Here is a 19,717-nt window from a genome sequence, read left to right on the forward strand (position 1 = left end):
GAGGATGTAAAAATATTTAGAATCTGAACTATAGAAAAAAGTTTGGCTTTATTGTCACCGTGGGATGTGTTAAGATTTGAGAGGAGCGAAAAGAATAATGTTCGTGATACGGTGCATGTGGAGACTGTGGTGTTGCTACAAAGGAAGAATATGTAGAAATCCTTGAATTTACGCATTTTGTGGAGTTTTTCAGTTTCAAAAGAATAGGCGAAAATCACAAAGAAAAGAGCCTTGTGAAGAAAGTAACCGTTGTTGTTGCATTAGACCTCGGTACGGGGAACACAAAGAATTCTGAATATGAAAATGAATAGAGAGCTATCAAATAATTGATAGATTATAGGGATACTTGTTAAAAGCGGGTGTCCCTATTTTTTATAGGGCATTCCAGAAATGGGGTGTCTTTTTTATTAAAATTTAGGAGGAAAACAGAAATGACAAACACAGCGTTAAGAGCAGAGAATAGCAATTCTCGTACAATTACTTTCAAGAGCAAGGAACACGAAAAATTTTATATGGAATATCTGAAAAAATGCAGATATCAGGATGTTTATCATCAGGCTCTGGTTTATTGCCTGGGTATCGACAGAGACACAAGAGAAAATGTGAATAAAATCTATAATTTTAAAACTGGATGTGTAAAAACGGAATCCCTGCAGGAAGGTTGGCAGACCAGTGGAAGTTTACGGATCGTCCGCATGGCATTTAATCTTTACTGCAATGGGACACCAAGTGTCGGAGATTATGAAGCAGAGGAAGATCAGTTAAAAGAGTGTCAGTATTATACCGTAGAAGATCTGTTTTGCTGCGGATATGCCCGGTATTTTTGGGAAGCCATTAAAATCCGTTATCCAGAGTATTGTTTTTACAAAGACTGGGAGGATATGTATGCTGAAAATTAGATTACAGGGTACTTTAAAGGATATTCAATGGTTCCGTCGTATTTTGGAAAAGCATAAAGAATTGGATGTTCTGGAAGTATCGGATGCGTATACGAACAAAGGAACAAGCAAATATTTTCGTGTTTATGTTGAAGTAGAAGAAAAAGAGTAAATCGGAGGAAAGTATATGTGTAAAGTAATTGCTATTGCAAATCAGAAAGGCGGAGTAGCCAAAACAACGACAACAATCAATCTGGGAGCCGGACTGGTGAAGTCAGGGAAAAAAGTAGTCCTGGTAGATGCTGATCCACAGGGGCACTTGACAATGGGATTGGGATTCCCTAAAAATCTCAAGGTAACATTAAAAAGCATGATGGAGAACATTATCATGGGACTGGAATTTGATCCGAAAGAAGCAATTCTGCACCATGAGGAAGGTGTTGACCTAATTCCGTCCAATAAATTGCTTGCCGGAATGGATATGTCTTTATTTACAGTAGAGGACAGAGAAAAGGTGCTGAAAGAGTATCTGGAACTGCTGAAGGATGAGTATGATTATATTCTGATTGACTGTATGCCATCCCTGGGAATGCTGACGCTCAATGCTTTGAGTGCAGCGGACAGTGTTCTGATTCCAGTGCAGCCACAATATTATGCGGCAGATGGACTCATGGAATTACTGAAAGTAGTTAAGGGAATCCATCAGAGGTTCAATCCGGATTTACAGATAGAAGGCATTTTATTCACAATGGATAATTGCCGTTACAATAATGCAAAGAGAAACAAACAGGTAATCAAAACTACATACGGAAGTGACATTAGGATTTTTGAGCAGACGATTCCGAGAACAGAAAGCCTTGCAGAAACAGCATCGGAGGGTGTAAGTATCTTTGCCTATGATGGAAAAAGCAAGGGGGCAGACAGCTATCTGGAACTGGTTCAGGAGGTGTTGAAACATGCGTAGACCGAAAAAAGATATTCAGCTTACCTCTTATGATGAATTACTGGGATTAGAGGAAACACCGGAAAAGAGTATGAACCAGGTTGTGGAAATAGATCTGGCAAAGCTCTATCCCTTTAAAAATCATCCGTTCCATGTAAATGATGATGAAAAAATGGATGAAACCGTAGAGAGTATTAAAACATACGGTGTTTTGACTCCTGCACTGGTAAGACCTCGACCAGAGGGTGGATATGAGATGATTTCCGGGCATAGAAGAAAAAGAGGCTGTGAACTGTGTGGAAAAACTACATTGCCAGCTCTTGTCCGAAATTATACGGATGATGAAGCGGTCATTATTATGGTAGATTCCAACATTCAGCGTGAAAATCTACTGCCAAGTGAGAAAGCTCATGCCTATAAGATGAAATACGATGCAATGAAGCATCAGGGAAGCAAGGGTGAGAAATATACAGCAGATATGGTTGGTGAAGCTGCAGGGGACAGTGGAAGAACTGTGCAGAGGTATATCCGTCTGGCGGCATTATCCGATGCTCTGTTGGAATATGTGGACAATAATAAAATTCCTATGATTGTGGGAGAAAAGCTGTCTTATCTGAAACCAGAGGAGCAGGAGTGGCTTCTGGAAGTGATTGCCAACAGCAGTATCTTTCCGACAAAGCAACAGGCAGAACAGCTAAAAGAATGCAGTGCAAATGGAAAATTAAACCAGAGTTATATCTATGCTGTTTTATTAAAAAAGGAAAGCAGTAAGATCAATGTGACGCTTCCGGCAAAGAAAATCGGCAATTATTTTCCGGAGACATATTCTAAAGAACAGATAGAAGAAGTCATTTTTATGCTTTTGGATAAATGGAAAGAAAACAAAGAAGGAGTAGCAGATGCAGAAGATACAGTTTGATTATTTTACAGGGATGGAAGCGGAACAATACAGCTTCTATCGTGTCCCTAAAGTGCTGTTTACAGAACCATGCTTTAAAACTCTTTCTTGCGAAGCAAAGATATTATACGGTCTGATGCTGGACCGTATGAGCCTGAGCATTAAAAATAGATGGCTGGATTCAGAGGACAGAGTATACATTATCTTCACTGTGGAAGAAATTGCAGAGCTGATGAACTGCGGAACCCAAAAAGCAGTGAAACTGGTAAAAGAGCTGGACAGCAGTAATGGAATCGGGCTGATCGAGAAGAAACGCCTGGGACTGGGAAAACCGAATGTTATTTATGTGAAAAATTTTATGATCAGAGAGGTTCCAGATCAAAAGCCGACAGGTAATTGTGCAGATTTGCAATCGAAACAGGAAAGATATGAGGAATGTGCAGATTTGCAACAAGAAGCAGAAAACAAGGGGAAAACAGGCATTTCTCTGAATTGTGAAAATCATCATTCAGGAGTAGTGAAAACCACAATTCAGGATTATGGGGAATCACAATTCCAGAATAGTGAAAATCACAATTCAAGAATGGTGGAAACCACAAATCCAGAATTTCCAGAATCACAATTCCAAAATAGTGAAAATCATCATTCTAGAATAGTGGAAATCACAAATCCAGAATACCCGAAATCACAATCTAATAATACTGATATTAACAAGACTGATATTAGTGAAACTGAGATAAATCAATCTTATCCAATCATATCAGGTAATCCCCAAAAGAAAAAAGATGTGATGGAGAAGATGAGAGCATATCGTGAGGTGATTCATGAAAACATAGATTATCAATATCATGCCAAGGAAGATGTAGATGAACTGGTGGAGTTGATGATCGAAGTTATGATGATGCCGGAGGACAGTATGATTCGCATTGCGGGAGTAGAAAAACCAGTTGCTTTGGTAAAAACCAGGTTTATGAAATTGAACTATTCGCATATCGAATATGTGCTGTTCTGTCTGAATCGGAATACGACAAAGATTGGGAATATTAAAGCGTATCTTCTGACCGCCCTGTATAATGCTCCGGCAACGATAAACAGTTATTATCAGGCAGAAGTTAATCACGATATGTATGGAGGATAAAGGAACATGAAGAAGATGATTAAAAAAGTGATAGCACCAGTGCTGGTGATTACAGTATTGTTTGCAGTATTAAGACCGTTTTGTATCCAGGATGGGAAGTGCAATTATTTCTTGCTGTTACTTCTGATGGGGATACCGTTTGGAATCGGAAAAATGTGTGTCTGGATGGTTCCAAAAGGTTTTGACCTCGGAGGAACGCTGGCAGTCTGGACAATGAATCTTCTGATCGGAGGATTGATCGGAAGCATCGTTCTTCTGGCAATGATTGGACAGGCGATCATTTATCTCTGCGTTTTTCTGATTACAGTTCTTACAGGGATACATAAAATACCGAGAATAAAATGAAATAGATTTTTTGAAAAGCAGCTAAGACAAAAATTAGCTGCTTTTTTTCGGGGAACTTTGCGACACAATGGCGTAAAGTTGGGACAAATTGCAGGAAAGGAGACACCGTATTGAGCAATCGTGCAATTTCCACAGAACTTATTGAATTGGGAGAACGGATCAGAAAACGGAGACAGGAAATGAAGTTGTCACAGGAATCTTTTGCGGAAAAAGCCGGTATCAGTGTCAATACGGTCAGCAGGATTGAAGGTGGGCAAACGGCAATGTCTGTTGAGATTTTCAGGAAGATGATTGAGATATTGGAAACGGATGCTAATGTCCTGTTGGGGAAAGAGGGAGGCGGTATAGAGAAGCAGGAATCAGTTCAGGAAGTTCTTTACCGTATTCAGAAGATGGAATGGAAAGAGCAGAAAATTATCATGCAGACCATAGATTCTCTGATAGACAGTTTTAATGAATACAGGTGAAATTTCACCATATATGGTGTGCAAAATAAAAAAACTCCCTATATATGCTAAGGATAATAGAATCTTGTGTTGTTAAAATGGAAAACAGAGAGATAAAGAAGGGAGATAGGATTGATGACCAGAGAAGAAAATTTGCTTTATCGGAGACAGTGCCCCTATGATGCAATGGGAGATTATTCTGTTTTGATGGAAAATGAAAAGAACATAAAAGCAGAAAGAAATGCCAAGAAGTCTGATCCTGGTATCAGACGGAAAATAAAGTAGAGAATATTGTAACTATTAGAAAGGGCAGTAAAGAAGTTTCAGGCTCTCGTTTAAAAAAAACGGGTGTACCGGAAGCTGTTTTTTACTGCCCTTTTTGTCAGTTGAACAGTAAGAATCCTATCCTTTCTGCCGATGGGCACCTGTTGCCAGCAGGCAGAAAGGTGGTAATTATGCTTACATTGCAGGAATTGAAACAGGTTGTAGGTAACAGGGAAGAAAGAAGAAAGGTTCCGTCCGCCAGGTATTTAAGAGAAAACGATGTGGCAGTTGTAAAGCAGAGACTGATAGATGGTGCGGAAATTATTGCGTATCGGACAGGATATGTTTTCTATTGCGTGGGTGATTATGGAACGGTTTTTCCTTTATTTACCTGTCGAGATTATGTATATGAAGCAGGAAGAAAAATAACAGTTGTTAAGGAAGATTTTTTTGATAATCAGCCCTGGTATGTGCGGTTGATATTAGAAGGGGAAGATCGGCTGTGCAGGAACAGGGAGGTACGAGAACATAATAATTGCATTTCATATAGCCATATTTCAGAAGGCTGGTGTGAATTGGTGGATAAAAGGCAGAATGTACTTGAAAAACTGATCATAGAAGAAGCTATTGGAGAATTCATGGATGTGCTGACTGACCGGCAGAGACAGGTGATCCATCAAATTTATTTTCAGCAGCGTACACAAAGAGAAGTGTCACGGGTGTTTGGAATTACAGAACCGGCAGTATCAAAATGTATTTCACAGGCAAAGCAGAAAATGAGAAGAAATACAGGCAGACTGATCGGAGTGCTTCAGAAGGGAGAATAAAAGATGCGTGGTAAAAAACCAAAGGAAAGACAACGGTATGTGCTGCGTGTAAATGAAACTCTCATAGAAGTTACCAGAGACGTATATCTGGCATGGTACCAGTCAAGAAGAAAAGAAAGATACCAGCTTGAAAAAATGCAGAAAAATGGTGTGTGCGGAATAGAAAAAGTAGGGGAAACGAGTTACAACAGTTATTTGCATATATTATCACCAGAAGAAATAGTCATCAGGGTGTCAGAAATACAAGAGCTGCAGGAAGCACTGAAATATTTGTCTGAAGAAGAAATGGAATTGATAAGATTACTATTTTTTGAAGAGTACACAGTTAAAAAAACAGCACAGTATTTCGGGTGTTGTACAAAGACAATCAGGAACAGGAAAAACAAAGTATTGCAGAAACTAAAAGACAGGCTGGAAACTTTGTAAGTTTTTGCTGTTTCAAAAAATTTTCTAAAAAAATTTCAAACAGGTTAATTTTTGCCCTTTCACACATGCAGTTAGTGGAGGGGCAAATGTCTATTTTATTCAAAATAATTAATTCCCTCTAAAAGTGAACCTTGACAATTTCATATCAGCAGCAAGAGGATACCTGAATTTCCCAGCTACGCATCTGGCGGCGGGCATTCGGTGATAACGTGAAGGGCAATGGATGAGAGGCACCCTTGGCAGGAATGATTACGAATTACCTCTTGTGGCTTAATAGCTCAATCCTGCTTTTATTTAAAAGTCAATCCAAGACACAAGGGAGGTGGTTCCTATGATTGATTCATGCAGGTGTAAGCCTGAACGAAAGTGGAGTAAATTATTGAAGAAAGAGAGGATTCAGTCAAAATGAAAATGCGATTTAAAAGATTCTTGTCGGGATTTATGGCAGTTGCAACTTTGGCGTCTGTTATCGTTCAACCAGTCACGGTTTCTGCTTCTGAATTAGAACCAGAACCAACTTCCTTTGAACAGCAATATCCGGAACTGCAGGATGTGCAGGATACTCTTGATAAAGATGAAATTGTGGAAGCAAAGGATATTGAGATTCCCTATGGAGAAGAATTTGAGGTGGAAGTCGATCTGTCCGGTATAGAGGGCGTGAATGAAAAAAAGGTGAAAGTTTTATTCCATGAAGCAAAAAGTGAAGCTGGTACAGATTTTGACGTACATACACCGGATACCTACAAAGCTGTCTATGCAGTAGAGCCAGTCAGCGGTCACCCAGCTTACAGAGTAAGCAGAAACATTACGATAAAAGAGCCGGAAACAGAAGCACAGACAAAGAGTTCTTCTGAAAATACAGCTGGTGAAGGAAATGCCGGTGAAACAGAAGATTCCGGAAATGCGGAGGATGCTGATTCGGATGGGTCAAAAGAGATTGTAACAGATCTTACAGAAGAGCAGGAAGTGACGACAGATGAAGAATCCGGTCTGACTGTTTCAGAAGTAATGGATCAGGTAGCGGAGAACGGTATTGACCTTTATTCTATGGAAGAAGGAGAAGCGGTTACTTTTATGGCAACAGATATTGCAACACAGAGTACCAAGAAAGTTACAGTGACAAGAGGAACCTGCTATCAGTATTCGGATTACGGGTATGGAAGTTATCTGACTTATAAATATACGGTTCAGTTTGGTAATGTTTCTGCCACAGCATATTGTGTAGAGCCTTCTAAATCCAGTCCGGGAAGTGGTACTTATGACATTACAAAGCTCAGTGACGGTAAGAAGCTGGCAAAGGTTTGTTACTATGGCACAAAGGCTTCCGGTGATGAAGGATTTTTCACAGAGGAAAATGGCTATGGAAACCTGAGTGCAGGTGCCAGATTTATCTTAGTACATCTGGCAGCATCTTATGCCAATGGTGGAGATTCTGCTTTCTCCGGTGCAAGCAGCAAGGCGAAGACACTTGCAATGAAACTGTATAATTACTGTATTTCACAGCCGGAGATTCCAGATGTAGATATGAGTTTTTCAGATGCAGATGTGACAGCCTATGTAGATGGCAACAGCCAGAGAACAAAGGAAATCACTTTTAAAGCAGATGAACTTCAGAGTATCACGATGAAACTTCCAAGTGGTGTGAAACTCCATAACGTGACAACCGGAAAAACAAGCAAAGCTGGTGAAGCAGTGGAAATCAATGGTGGAACCAAGTTTTACTTATCTGCACCTCTTACACAGGTACAGGATGTCGCAGGAAGCTGGTCTGCAACCATGAAGGGCAGTGTAACGAAAGATTATTCTGCATATAAGATCAGTACCGGCTCCGGTTCACAGGATCTGGCACTGGTATTTGGTGAAGGTGTCGATGATGAAAAATATGTGGACTTCAAAGTAACATGGGTACAGTACGCAAGTGTTAAGGTGATTAAAAAAGATGCAAAAGCAGACGCAAAGCTGGCAGGTGCCGTGTTTGGTTTATACAGTGATGCAAACTGTACAAAACTGATCACAAAGTTACCGGCAACCGATGCAAATGGGGAAGCGTCCGTGCAGATCATTAAGACACAGGACACTGTATATCTGAAAGAGATTACAGCTCCGACAGGATATCGTATCAATGCAACTGCTTACAATGTAAAACTGGAAGTCAGCAAAACAACAACTGTAACTGTTCCGGATGAGGAACAGATGGGGCAGCTGACTGTTTATAAAGAAGGTCAGGTTCTGACAGGTGCAGATGTCACCGAGAATGGAACAACATTTAAGTATGAGAAACGCAGACAGAAAGGTGCGATTTATGATGTGTATGCCGGGGCAGATATTAAAACTGCTTATGGTGCCAAGGTTTACAGCAAGGGTGATCTGGTCAAAGAGAATCTGACAACAGACTCGAATGGGGCAGTCATTCTGAAAAACCTGCATCTTGGTACATATATCGTCAAAGAAAAACAGGCTCCGACCGGATTTTATAATGCCGGGGAAGAAAAGTCTGTCACTCTTTCTTATGCAGGACAGAATGTAGATGTTGTTTTTTCTGAGACAACCTTTACGAATGACAGACAGAAAGCAGAAGTGATTGTGACAAAGCAGGATAAGGATACAGAAAATCCTCTGGATGGAGGAATTTTTGGACTTTATGCAGCCAGTGACATTAAAAATGCAGATGGAACGGTTGTTGTAAAGAAAGGCACTCTGATTGAGAAAGTGACAACTGGAAATGATGGAATGGCGAAGTTTACCGCAGACCTGCCGCTGGGATTTTCCTATGATGTAAAGGAAGTACAGGCTCCGGAAGGCTATCTGAGAAATGCGGATGATGTCTATACGTTTACTTTTTCTTATACAAACGATAAGGAAGCGAAACTGACATTTAAGCATACCTTCAGAAACGAGCGTGTGATAGCAAAGATTTCCTTACAGAAGCAGGACAAAGAAACAAAGAAGGCTGTTCCACAGGGAGATGCTACTTTAGAAAAGGCAGTCTATGGACTGTATGCCCGTGAGGATATTGTCCATCCGGATGGAGCAACTGGTGTGATCTACAAAGCAGGCGAGCAGGTTGCCACTCTCACAACAGATAAGAATGGACAGGCTTCCGTAGATGGATTATACCTTGGTAATTACTATGTAAAAGAGATTACTCCGCCAACGGGTTACCTGGCAGATGAAGAAGAACATGATCTGGTCTGCAACTACGAGGGTGATCTTGTAGCGGAAGTGAAGCGTGACTGTCTGTCTCTGGAACAGGTGATGAAGCAGCCATTTGAGATTATCAAGGCAGCGAACAACGGAAAGACAGATGCCGATTTACTGAAAGGTGCAGGATTTACCGCTTATCTGGTATCATCCCTAACAGTAAAAGAAGATGGCAGCTATGACTTTGATTCTGTCAAGCCGGTAGTGATCGGGGAAAATGGTGCAACAGAGATCTTTACAGATGAGAAAGGGTATGCCCGCAGTATTGCACTTCCTTATGGAACTTACATCGTCCGTGAAACAACCACGCCACATAATTACACTCCGGTCAATGATTTCATCGTGCAGATTACGGAAAATCATCCGACTACACCGCAGGTATGGAGAGTGCTGCTTGACAAAGAGTTTGAAGCAAAGCTGAAGATCATCAAACAGGACGATGAGACAAAGAAAGCAGTGCTTCAGAAGAATACAGAGTTTAAGATTTTTAACCTGGATACAGAAAAGTATGTGGAACAGGTAACAACCTATCCGACGACGGTAAAACACAAATCTTATTTTACAGATGAGCAGGGATACTTAATCCTTCCACAGAATCTGAAAATTGGACATTACCGTATTGAGGAAGTGAACGCACCTTATGGATATACGCTCAATGAGAATTACTATGAGGTGAATGTAGATTCCAATACAGCATATCAGATGGACGGAACTTCCGGCGATGTGATCATCGAGGTTGCATACGAGAATCATCCGGTTAAGGGAGAACTGAACATCGTAAAACAGGGTGAGGTCTTAAATGGTTATAAAGATGACTTTACTTATCAGAAAGAAACTCTGGAGGGAGCAGTCTTTGAGGTATATGCTGCCGAAGATATTTATACAGCAGATTTCCAGAAAGATGATAATGGAAACCGTATCCTGGAGTATGCTTCTGGGGAACTGGTAGGAACTGTTACCACGGATAAGGATGGAAAGGCACAGATCGCTGACCTTCCACTTGGAACCTATAAGATTGTTGAAAAGACAGCACCAGAGGGCTTTGTGTTAAATGAAGAAGCACAGACAGTAACATTTGAATACAAAGACCAGAAAACACCAGTTATTGAGCAGACAGCAACCTTTGAGAATGACCGCCAGAAAGTGGAAGTGTCCGTAGTCAAACAGGATGCAGAGACAAAAACGGTTGTGGCGGGTGCAGAGTTTGGTATCTATGCAAAAGAAGATATTCTGGCACATGAAGAAGTGATTGTGAAGGCAGATACCTTACTTGGAAAAGCAGTCAGTGGGGAAGATGGAAAGGCAGTATTTGACGTTGACCTTCCATTTAGTACTTACTATATCAAAGAACTTGCAGCTCCGGCAGGGTATGTCTCTTCTTTTGAGACTTTGGAAGTGACTGCCAAATATCAGGGACAGGATGTGAAAATGGTAGAGCTGGAATCTGTATTTAAGAACCAGCCGACAAAAGTAACCTTTACGAAGTCCGATATTACGACAGGCGTGGAACTTTCCGGGGCAACGCTTACGGTGCTTGATAAGGATGGAAATGTGGTAGATACATGGAAGTCTGTAAAGGGTGAGGAACACTTGATTGAAAGACTCACAGCCGGGGAGACATATACTCTTCGTGAAGAAATGGCTCCTTATGGCTATCTGATGGCGGAAGAAGTTTCCTTTACTGTGGACGATACTGCTGAAATCCAGAAGGTAGAGATGAAAGATGCAGTGCCAACCGGAACACTTATCATCAATAAAAAAGGTGAGTTCCTAGAGAAAATATCTGCACTGGATTCCATTGGCGGATGGATGAAGCATCTGTTTGAATATCTTTCCGGTTCCCTGAAAGACGTTACTTTTGAGGTTTATGCCTTAGAAGATATAAAAGCGGCGGATGGTGAGAGTGAAGATTACTACAAAAAGGATGCACTGGTAGCAACAATCACGACGGATGAAACAGGAGTGGCGAAACTGACAGACCTTCCTCTTGGCAAATACTGTGTCAAAGAGAAAGAGACAGCAAATGGATATGTCCTGGATGGAGAAGCTCGTGAAGTGGATCTGACTTACCGTGACCAGAATACCGCAGTTGTTACTTATTCTGCTGACTGGCAGAACAAACGCCAGAGAGCAGAAGTAAACGTGTTAAAGAAAGAAAAAGATTCCGACCGTGTACTGGAAGGGGCTGTATTTGCCCTGTGCAATAAAGAAAATATTGTCAATGCAAAGGGCGATGTGATCTTGAAAGAGGATACGGTTATTGAGGAGCAGGCTACGGATAAGGAAGGAAAACTGACCTTTACGGCAGATCTGCCACTTGGCTATACCTACTATGTGAAAGAAACTTCTCCGGCACCGGGATTTGCGACAACAGACCAGGTACAGGAATTTACTTTTGAATATGGTGGGGCAGATAAGGAAACACTGTCTTATGTGTTTACTTTTGAAGATGAGCCGACAACCGTAGAGTTTACCAAAACATCCCTGACAGACGGAAAGGAGATTGAGGGAGCAAAACTGAAAGTTACAGATGAGAGTGGAAACACTGTGGATGAATGGACTTCTGGTAAAGAACCACATATCATCAAAGAACTGACCGCTGGCAAGAAGTACACCATGACAGAAACACTTCCTGCGGACGGTTATGTGACAGCAGAGAGCATCACTTTTACGGTGGAAGATACCGGTGAAGTACAGAAGGTGGAAATGAAGGATGATGTGACAAAAGTGCAGATTTCCAAGACCGATATTTCCGGTAAGGAGCTGCCAGGAGCGAAACTGACGATCCTTGATAAAGATGGAAAGACCGTAGAAAGCTGGACATCTGAGAAAAAACCACACTATATTGAGATGCTTCCAATCGGGGAATATATCCTCCGTGAAGAAACTGCACCGGATGGTTATCTGGTTGCAGAAGATGTGAAGTTTACGGTCAAAGATACTGGAGAAATCCAGAAGGTTGTGATGAAGGATGAGGCGAAACCAGAGGAAACTCCAACAGAGACACCGACGGAAACACCAGAAACCACACCAACACCGGAGACAAAAACCACAGAAGAAACAAAGAAATCGACTTCACCAAAGACAGGAGATAATACACCGATTCTGTTCTGGATTCTGCTTGCAGGGGCTGGAATGGCTGGTCTTGGTGGAACAGTGATTCTTCGCAAAAAGAAGAAATAAGAGATTATAAGATTTCTTAGTAATGGATGAGGGCATTTATGGACACAGGATTCATAGATGCCCTTTTATAAAATTTCAAAAGAATTAGGGAGAAAAGAAGATGACAAAAACAGTATTGATCGTTGCTGCAGCTGCAGTATTTCTGGTATATGGATTTGTCCTTTGGTGCTGTATCAAAGTGGGGGCAGAATCAGAAAAAGAATATATGAAACTGGCAGAAAAGAGAGGAAAGGAGCAGCAATGTGATAAATGAGGATAAGACAGCAGTGAAAGAAGAAAGGGCGTGGTGTGATTGCAGGATGAAGTGAATGAGAAAACAGTCTCACTTTGTATCCGCTGCGGCAAGGTCACTGCCAACCTGCTGAAAGCTGCCATGGTAAAGGCTCTTGCAAAGATGGAGCAGGAGAAAAAACAGCAGGGACAGAAACAGCCCCAGAAGGAAAAGGAGGATAAGACCTATAAGGGAAAACAGAGTCTTGATAAGCTGATGAAGCAGAATGTACAGCTGTCCAACATTGAGATCACAGATGGAAATATCAAGTCTTTTGAACGGGTAGCAAAAAAGTACAGCATTGATTTCAGTCTGAAAAAAGATGTGACTGCTGACCCGCCAAGATATTATGTGTTCTTTAAGGCAAGAGATGCCGATGTGATGACTGCCGCTTTTAAGGAATATACAGGACAGACGTTGAATAAGGACAAAAAACCATCTGTGAGGAAGAAGTTACAGCAGGCAATCACCAAATCGCTTGCAAAGCACAGAGAACTGGAGAAAACAAAAGGAAAGGAGAAGGAGCCGTCATTATGAGCAGATTACAGAAATTGCTTGGTGTAGGAAAAGGATACCTGGAGAGGTTACCGCCGGTGGATGTACATAAGCTGCTTCGGATTGTTCTGATGAATCTTCCGTATATCGTGATCTTTTATGTGGGAAATAAGCTGGCATGGTTATATCAATACTGTGTGGGTGATTCCATGATAGAAAGACTGATGGTACTGGTCTTAAATTTCCAGATGGCATTCAGCAGGATTCTTCCAAGTATGCATAAAAATGAATTGCTGGTTGGGATTACAGGAGCCGTGGCGGTGAAGCTCTTGGTCTATATGAAAGGGAAAAATGCCAAAAAGTTCCGGCAGGGAGTGGAGTATGGTTCGGCAAGATGGGGGACGGCAAAAGACATTGCACCCTTTATCGACCCGGTATTTGAGAACAATATCCTGCTGACCATGACGGAACGGCTGACCATGAATGGCAGACCAAAGAATCCGAAATTTGCGAGGAACAAGAACGTGATCGTGATTGGCGGATCTGGCTCAGGAAAGACACGTTTTTATGTAAAACCCAACTTGATGCAGATGGGAAAATACATCAGTTATGTGGTCACGGACCCGAAAGGGACGATTATCATTGAGTGCGGAAAGATGCTGGTACGGCATGGATATAAAGTGAAAGTATTGAATACGATCAATTTTTCCAAGAGTATGCACTATAACCCCTTCCACTATATCCATTCAGAAAAGGATATTTTGAAACTGGTAAATACGATTATGGTGAACACGAAAGGGGAAGGCGAGAAGTCCAGTGAGGATTTCTGGACGAAAGCAGAGAGGCTTCTGTACTGTGCCCTGATCGGCTATATCTGGTATGAAGCACCGGAAGAAGAACAGAACTTTGCGACCCTGCTTGAGTTTATCAACGCTTCGGAAACAAGGGAAGATGATGAGACATTTAAAAATGCAGTAGATATGCTGTTTGAGGAACTGGAAAAGGAAGAACCGGAGCATTTTGCAGTGCGTCAGTATAAGAAATATAAACTGGCGGCAGGAAAAACAGCAAAGAGTATTTTGATTTCCTGTGGTGCAAGGCTTGCACCGTTTGACATTGCAGAGCTTCGTGAGATCATGAGCTATGATGAGATGGAACTGGATATGGTAGGTGACCAGAGGACAGCACTGTTTATTATCATTTCTGATACGGATGATACCTTTAACTTTGTTGTGGCGATGATGTACAGCCAGTTATTCAACCTGTTATGTGACAGAGCGGACGATGTACATCATGGAAGATTGCCATATCATGTCAGAATCCTCTGTGACGAGTTCGCAAATATCGGTCAGATTCCAAAGTTTGACAAGCTGATTGCCACCATTCGTAGCAGGGAAATCTCTGCATCCATTATCCTCCAGTCGCAGTCCCAGTTAAAGACAATCTACAAAGATGCAGCTGAAACAATCTTAGGCAACTGCGACACGATGTTATTCCTTGGCGGTAAGGAAAGTTCGACCTTAAAGGAGATTTCCGAGACGCTGGGAAAAGAAACGATTGATTTATATAACACTTCGGACACCCGTGGACAGAGCCGTTCTTACGGGATGAACTATCAAAAAACAGGAAAGGAATTGATGAGCCGGGACGAACTTGCGGTCATGGATGGCAGCAAATGTATCTTGCAGCTTCGAGGTGTAAGACCATTTTTCAGTGACAAGTTCGATATTACCAAACACAAACGGTATAAGGAGCTGTCAGACTACGATAAGAAAAATGAGTTTGATGTGGAAGCGTATATGCGGCATCGGATGGAAGTGAAACTGACGAGGACACAGGAATTTGACCTGTATGAGTTTTCGGAAGAGAGTCTGGCAGGAGAATTAAATACAGAAAACAAGGAAGCAGAGCATGTGAAAGATTCGGACACATAGCTCTTTTTTCTTTGCCCTTTTGGGAGGTGATGGATTTGAGAGATCATGAAAGGCCACCCGTAAGGGCAGAGCCGGAAAAGACTTCTTAAAGATAGAAACCAGAGAAATACAGAGATTTGAAAGGAGACAACGAATATGGCGTTTTTTAATCAGGCAATCAATATTTTGCAGACACTTGTGGTGGCGATTGGAGCCGGACTTGCAGTATGGGGTGTTATTAACCTGTTAGAAGGATATGGAAACGACAACCCAGGTGCAAAGTCCCAGGGAATCAAGCAGCTGATGGCAGGAGGCGGTGTCGTTCTGATCGGCACCCAGCTGGTACCGTTACTGTCCGGATTGTTCAGCTGAGAGAAGCAGGAGGGAGATGACTCATGGATCGGATATTTGAAGCGATTGAAGAATGGATGAGGAATCTTCTGACAGGCATGGTAAGTTCCAACCTGACAACAATGTATACCGATGTCAATGAAAAGACCGGTCAGATTGCTGCTCAGGTTGGGCAGACACCGCAGGGCTGGAATGGCAGCATTTACAGCATGATACAGAATCTTTCCGAGTCGGTCATTGTACCGATTGCCGGTATGATTATCACATTTGTACTTTGTTATGAGCTGATCTCCATGTTGACGGAAAAGAACAACATGCACGACATCGACACCTGGATGTTCTTTAAATACTTTTTCAAGATGTGGGTGGCAGTCTGGATCGTCAGCCATACCTTTACGATCACGATGGCGGTATTTGATGTCGGGCAGTCCGTAGTCAGCCGGGCAGCTGGGGTTATCAGTTCTGATACAGCGATCAATATAGATACGATGATCTCCACGATGGAGACGGCGATGGAATCTATGGAGATCGGTGAACTTGTCATACTGGCACTGGAAACGATGCTTGTAAGCCTGTGTATGAAGATTATCTCAGTCTTTATTACAGTGATTTTGTATGGACGTATGATTGAGATTTATCTCTATTCGTCCGTTGGAGCGATCCCGTTCGCAACCATGTCCAACCGGGAATGGGGGCAGATCGGGAACAACTATCTTCGTGGATTGTTTGCACTGGCATTCCAGGGATTTTTTATGATGGTCTGCGTGGGAATCTATGCGGTCCTGGTCGCAAACATCCAGATGTCAGATAACATACATTCTGCATTGTTCGGCGTGATGGCATACACGGTGATCCTGTGTTTCAGTCTGATGAAAACAGGAAACTTCGCCCGCAGTATCTTTAACGCCCATTAAGAAAGGAGGAACTGGCAATGGCATTTGTATCTGTGCCTAAAGACTTAACCAAGGTCAAGAATAAGATCATTTTCAATCTGACGAAACGGCAGCTGATCTGCTTTGGGATTGCGGCGGCGGTAGGGCTTCCGTTTTATTTCTTAAGCAGGGGAATTATTGGTTCCAGTAACGCAGCGACCGGGATGTGCCTTCTGATGCTTCCGGCATTTTTGTTTGCCATGTATGAGAAGGATGGACTCCCGTTAGAAAAGGTCTTAAAAAATATGATCACCGTAAAATTTATCCGTCCTCCGGTACGCAAGTACCAGATGGAAAATATGTACGAGAAAAAGTATACCGTGGTCAAAAAGAAGAAAGGGGGAACGAAGGGTGTTAAAAAGAAAAAACGATAGACAGCCGCCACAGAGCTTAGACGAATTATATCCGGATGATTACTGGCTGGATGAGGAGGATGGAGAAGAAGAACTTCCAGACCCCGCAATGAAAAGAAAACCAGTAAGCGGCAGACTGCATGATGAGCCTATAGTGACAGGGTATGAAGCACTGGAACGGCAAAGAGGTGTCCGCAGACCGAACCGGAAACTGACACGCAGGGAAAAGAAAGCCCTCAAAAGGGCACAGAAATATGAAGAAAAACTGCATAAGGAACATGAAAAAGCGGATAAGAAAAATGCAAAAAGGGAAGCAAAGCTGGCAGCCAGAGCAGAAAAGCAGGCAGTGCGTGACGCAAAGAAAAACGCAAAAAAGAAAAAGAGCAGATCTGTCGCAGCACCGTCGGGGCAGCGTCCGGCAGGAAAAGTGGTTTCCGGAACGAAAGGCAGTGGGACAGGAAAGAAAACACCGGATAGTGCCAGAGATAAGAGGATCACTGCACAGCAGTCGATTCCATACCATGAGATGGGAAGGGACGGTATCTGCCGGGTGCAGGACAAGTTTTATTCCAAGACGATCCGTTTTTATGACATCAACTATCAGCTGGCACAGAATGAAGATAAGAACGCCATCTTTGAAAACTGGTGTGATTTCCTGAATTACTTTGACAGCACAATTCATTTTCAGCTGTCTTTTATCAACCAGCACAGCAACATGGCAGAGTATGAGAAGATCATCCATATCAATCCGCAGGAGGATGAATTTGATGACCTACGTATGGAGTTTGCCCAGATGCTCAATAACCAGCTGGCAAAAGGAAATAACGGGCTGATGCGTACCAAATATATCACATTTGGGATTGAAGCGGAGAATATCCGGGAAGCACGGCCAAAACTGGAACGTATCGAGTCGGATATTCTGAATAACTTTAAGATCCTTGGGGTATCTGCCTATCCGCTGAACGGAGAGGAACGGTTACAGATCATGTATGAAATCTTTAACCAGGACAGCAAAGTTCCGTTCCATTTCTCTTATGACGATGTACTTCGGACAGGGCTTAGTACCAAGGATTATGTCGCACCGACCAGTTTTGTATTTAAGAATGGAAAAGATTTTGAGATGGGCGGCACGATGGGAGCTGTTTCCTATTTACAGATCCTTGCACCGGAACTTACCGACAAGATGCTGGCAGAGTTTTTGGAGATGGACAGCAACCTGATGGTGAATTTCCATATCCAGTCCATCGACCAGATGAAGGCAATCAAGCTGGTAAAAAGCAAGGTGACGGATATTAACCGTATGAAGATCGAGGAACAGAAAAAAGCAGTCCGGGCAGGCTATGACATGGACATTATTCCTTCGGACTTAAATACATACGGTGGGGAAGCAAAAAGGCTTCTGGAAGATCTACAGTCCAGAAATGAGCGAATGTTCCTTGTAACAGCATTGTTCTTAAATACTGCACCGACCAAACAGGAACTGGAAAATGTGGTGTTCCAGACTGCCGGTATCGCACAGAAATATAACTGTGCATTGAAACGGCTGGATTACCAGCAGGAGCCGGGACTGATGAGCTGCCTGCCGCTTGCGGTGAATTTTGTACCGATCAAACGGGCACTGACAACGACATCCACGGCAATTTTTGTCCCGTTTACCACACAGGAATTATTTATGGCTGGGGAATCTATTTATTATGGATTAAATGCCCTGTCCAATAACCTTATCATGGCAGACAGGAAGAAACTGAAGAACCCGAACGGACTGATTCTTGGTACACCGGGTTCCGGTAAGTCGTTTGCGGCAAAACGAGAGATTGCAAATGCATTTATCGTGACGAAAGATGACATTATCGTCTGTGACCCGGAGGGGGAGTATTATCCGTTAGTCCGGGCATTTCATGGACAGGTGATCCGTATTTCCCCGACCAGCCACGATTATATCAATCCGATGGATATTAACCTGGATTACGCTGACGATGATGACCCGCTTTCCTTAAAATCGGACTTCATCCTGTCTCTTTGTGAGCTGGTAGTAGGCGGAAAGAACGGACTGGAGCCGGTTGAAAAGACCGTCATTGACCGATGCGTAAGGCTGGTCTATCAGGATTTCCTTTCTGACCCGGTACCGGAAAAAATGCCGATTTTAGAGGATTTATATAATCTTCTCCGTAATCAGAAAGAGCAGGAAGCACAGCGTCTGGCAACGGCACTGGAGATTTACGTCAATGGTTCCTTAAAAGTGTTTAACCATAGAACCAACGTGGAACTGAGTAACCGTATCGTATGTTTTGACATTAAGGATCTGGGAAAACAGCTGAAAAAACTGGGTATGCTGATCGTGCAGGACCAGGTGTGGAACAGGGTAACGGTCAACCGTTCTGCGAATAAGAGTACCAGATATTACATTGATGAGTTCCATCTGCTCTTAAAAGAGGAGCAGACGGCAGCATACAGTGTGGAGATCTGGAAGCGTTTCCGTAAATGGGGTGGTATCCCTACGGGTATCACACAGAACGTAAAAGACCTGTTAGCCAGCCGGGAGATTGAGAACATCTTTGAAAACTCGGACTTTATCCTGATGCTCAACCAGGCATCTGGTGACAGACAGATCCTTGCAAAACAGCTCAACATTTCCCCTCACCAGCTTTCTTATGTAACGAACAGCGGGGAAGGTGAGGGACTGGTCTTTTATGGCAGCACCATTATCCCGTTCAAGGATAAGTTTGATAATTCCCTGATGCTGTATGCCCTGATGACTTCCAAGCCGGATGAGGTGGAAAAGCGTAAGAAACTTGGTATCGGAGAACGGGACGATTAAAGAAATAAACGAAACAAAATAAAACAGAGTAGAGG

At 42.5% G+C, this 19,717-nt stretch carries 18 protein-coding genes; all 18 read left to right on the forward strand.

Features of this window, described 5'->3' with window-relative positions:
* Positions 1-431 precede the first annotated feature (431 nt).
* Positions 432-899 (forward strand): DUF6075 family protein, encoded by a 468-nt coding sequence (locus tag H8716_RS14805; protein WP_002594293.1) that lies wholly within the window; start codon positions 432-434, stop codon positions 897-899.
* A complete protein-coding gene (locus tag H8716_RS14810) occupies positions 886-1,050 on the forward strand; it encodes a hypothetical protein (RefSeq protein WP_182465586.1) in 165 nt (54 codons plus the stop codon). The genes H8716_RS14805 and H8716_RS14810 overlap by 14 nt, the downstream gene beginning before the upstream one ends.
* Before the next feature lie 15 nt (positions 1,051-1,065).
* Positions 1,066-1,842 carry a ParA family protein gene (locus tag H8716_RS14815; protein ID WP_128867643.1) on the forward strand — a complete coding sequence of 259 codons (777 nt, stop codon included), beginning with the start codon at positions 1,066-1,068 and terminating at the stop codon, positions 1,840-1,842.
* Positions 1,835-2,740, forward strand: a complete 906-nt coding sequence (locus H8716_RS14820) for a ParB/RepB/Spo0J family partition protein (RefSeq protein WP_128867644.1) — start codon at positions 1,835-1,837, stop codon at positions 2,738-2,740. Before H8716_RS14815 ends, H8716_RS14820 begins: the two co-directional genes overlap by 8 nt.
* A complete protein-coding gene (locus H8716_RS14825; protein ID WP_240577901.1) occupies positions 2,721-3,857 on the forward strand; it encodes a DUF6017 domain-containing protein in 1,137 nt (378 codons plus the stop codon). Before H8716_RS14820 ends, H8716_RS14825 begins: the two co-directional genes overlap by 20 nt.
* Positions 3,858-3,863: 6 nt before the next feature.
* Positions 3,864-4,202 carry a DUF6050 family protein gene (locus tag H8716_RS14830; protein WP_118040676.1) on the forward strand — a complete coding sequence of 113 codons (339 nt, stop codon included), beginning with the start codon at positions 3,864-3,866 and terminating at the stop codon, positions 4,200-4,202.
* Between the two features lie 110 nt (positions 4,203-4,312).
* Positions 4,313-4,669 carry a helix-turn-helix domain-containing protein gene (locus H8716_RS14835; RefSeq protein ID WP_128867645.1) on the forward strand — a complete coding sequence of 119 codons (357 nt, stop codon included), beginning with the start codon at positions 4,313-4,315 and terminating at the stop codon, positions 4,667-4,669.
* Positions 4,670-4,783: 114 nt separating this feature from the next.
* Positions 4,784-4,933 carry a hypothetical protein gene (locus H8716_RS14840; protein WP_015543441.1) on the forward strand — a complete coding sequence of 50 codons (150 nt, stop codon included), beginning with the start codon at positions 4,784-4,786 and terminating at the stop codon, positions 4,931-4,933.
* A 170-nt stretch (positions 4,934-5,103) separates the two neighbouring features.
* Positions 5,104-5,739, forward strand: a complete 636-nt coding sequence (locus tag H8716_RS14845) for a sigma-70 family RNA polymerase sigma factor (protein WP_216419487.1) — start codon at positions 5,104-5,106, stop codon at positions 5,737-5,739.
* A gap of 3 nt (positions 5,740-5,742) precedes the next feature.
* Positions 5,743-6,165, forward strand: a complete 423-nt coding sequence (locus H8716_RS14850; protein ID WP_096241080.1) for an RNA polymerase sigma factor — start codon at positions 5,743-5,745, stop codon at positions 6,163-6,165.
* Positions 6,166-6,570: 405 nt separating this feature from the next.
* Entirely contained in the window at positions 6,571-12,549 is a 5,979-nt protein-coding gene (locus H8716_RS14855) for a SpaA isopeptide-forming pilin-related protein (protein WP_249309812.1), read from the forward strand.
* A gap of 100 nt (positions 12,550-12,649) precedes the next feature.
* Positions 12,650-12,802 (forward strand): hypothetical protein, encoded by a 153-nt coding sequence (locus H8716_RS14860; RefSeq protein WP_004612794.1) that lies wholly within the window; start codon positions 12,650-12,652, stop codon positions 12,800-12,802.
* Between the two features lie 39 nt (positions 12,803-12,841).
* On the forward strand, positions 12,842-13,357 hold the full coding sequence (locus tag H8716_RS14865; RefSeq protein ID WP_117548360.1) for a PcfB family protein: 516 nt from the start codon (positions 12,842-12,844) through the stop codon (positions 13,355-13,357).
* Positions 13,354-15,249, forward strand: coding sequence for a VirD4-like conjugal transfer protein, CD1115 family (locus H8716_RS14870; RefSeq protein WP_118408422.1), 1,896 nt, complete (start codon positions 13,354-13,356; stop codon positions 15,247-15,249). Before H8716_RS14865 ends, H8716_RS14870 begins: the two co-directional genes overlap by 4 nt.
* Positions 15,250-15,384: 135 nt before the next feature.
* Positions 15,385-15,600 carry a Maff2 family mobile element protein gene (locus H8716_RS14875; protein WP_005338487.1) on the forward strand — a complete coding sequence of 72 codons (216 nt, stop codon included), beginning with the start codon at positions 15,385-15,387 and terminating at the stop codon, positions 15,598-15,600.
* Positions 15,601-15,623: 23 nt separating this feature from the next.
* The gene (locus H8716_RS14880) at positions 15,624-16,493 is read left to right on the forward strand and encodes a VirB6/TrbL-like conjugal transfer protein, CD1112 family (RefSeq protein ID WP_004612759.1); all 870 of its coding nucleotides are present in this window, start codon (positions 15,624-15,626) and stop codon (positions 16,491-16,493) included.
* Between the two features lie 17 nt (positions 16,494-16,510).
* Complete coding sequence (locus H8716_RS14885; protein ID WP_117547081.1) at positions 16,511-16,885, forward strand: PrgI family protein; 375 nt, start codon at positions 16,511-16,513, stop codon at positions 16,883-16,885.
* Entirely contained in the window at positions 16,863-19,682 is a 2,820-nt protein-coding gene (locus tag H8716_RS14890; RefSeq protein WP_249309813.1) for a VirB4-like conjugal transfer ATPase, CD1110 family, read from the forward strand. Before H8716_RS14885 ends, H8716_RS14890 begins: the two co-directional genes overlap by 23 nt.
* Positions 19,683-19,717 lie beyond the last annotated feature (35 nt).

This window comes from Jingyaoa shaoxingensis (assembly GCF_014385005.1).
GTDB classification, from domain to species: domain Bacteria; phylum Bacillota; class Clostridia; order Lachnospirales; family Lachnospiraceae; genus Marvinbryantia; species Marvinbryantia shaoxingensis.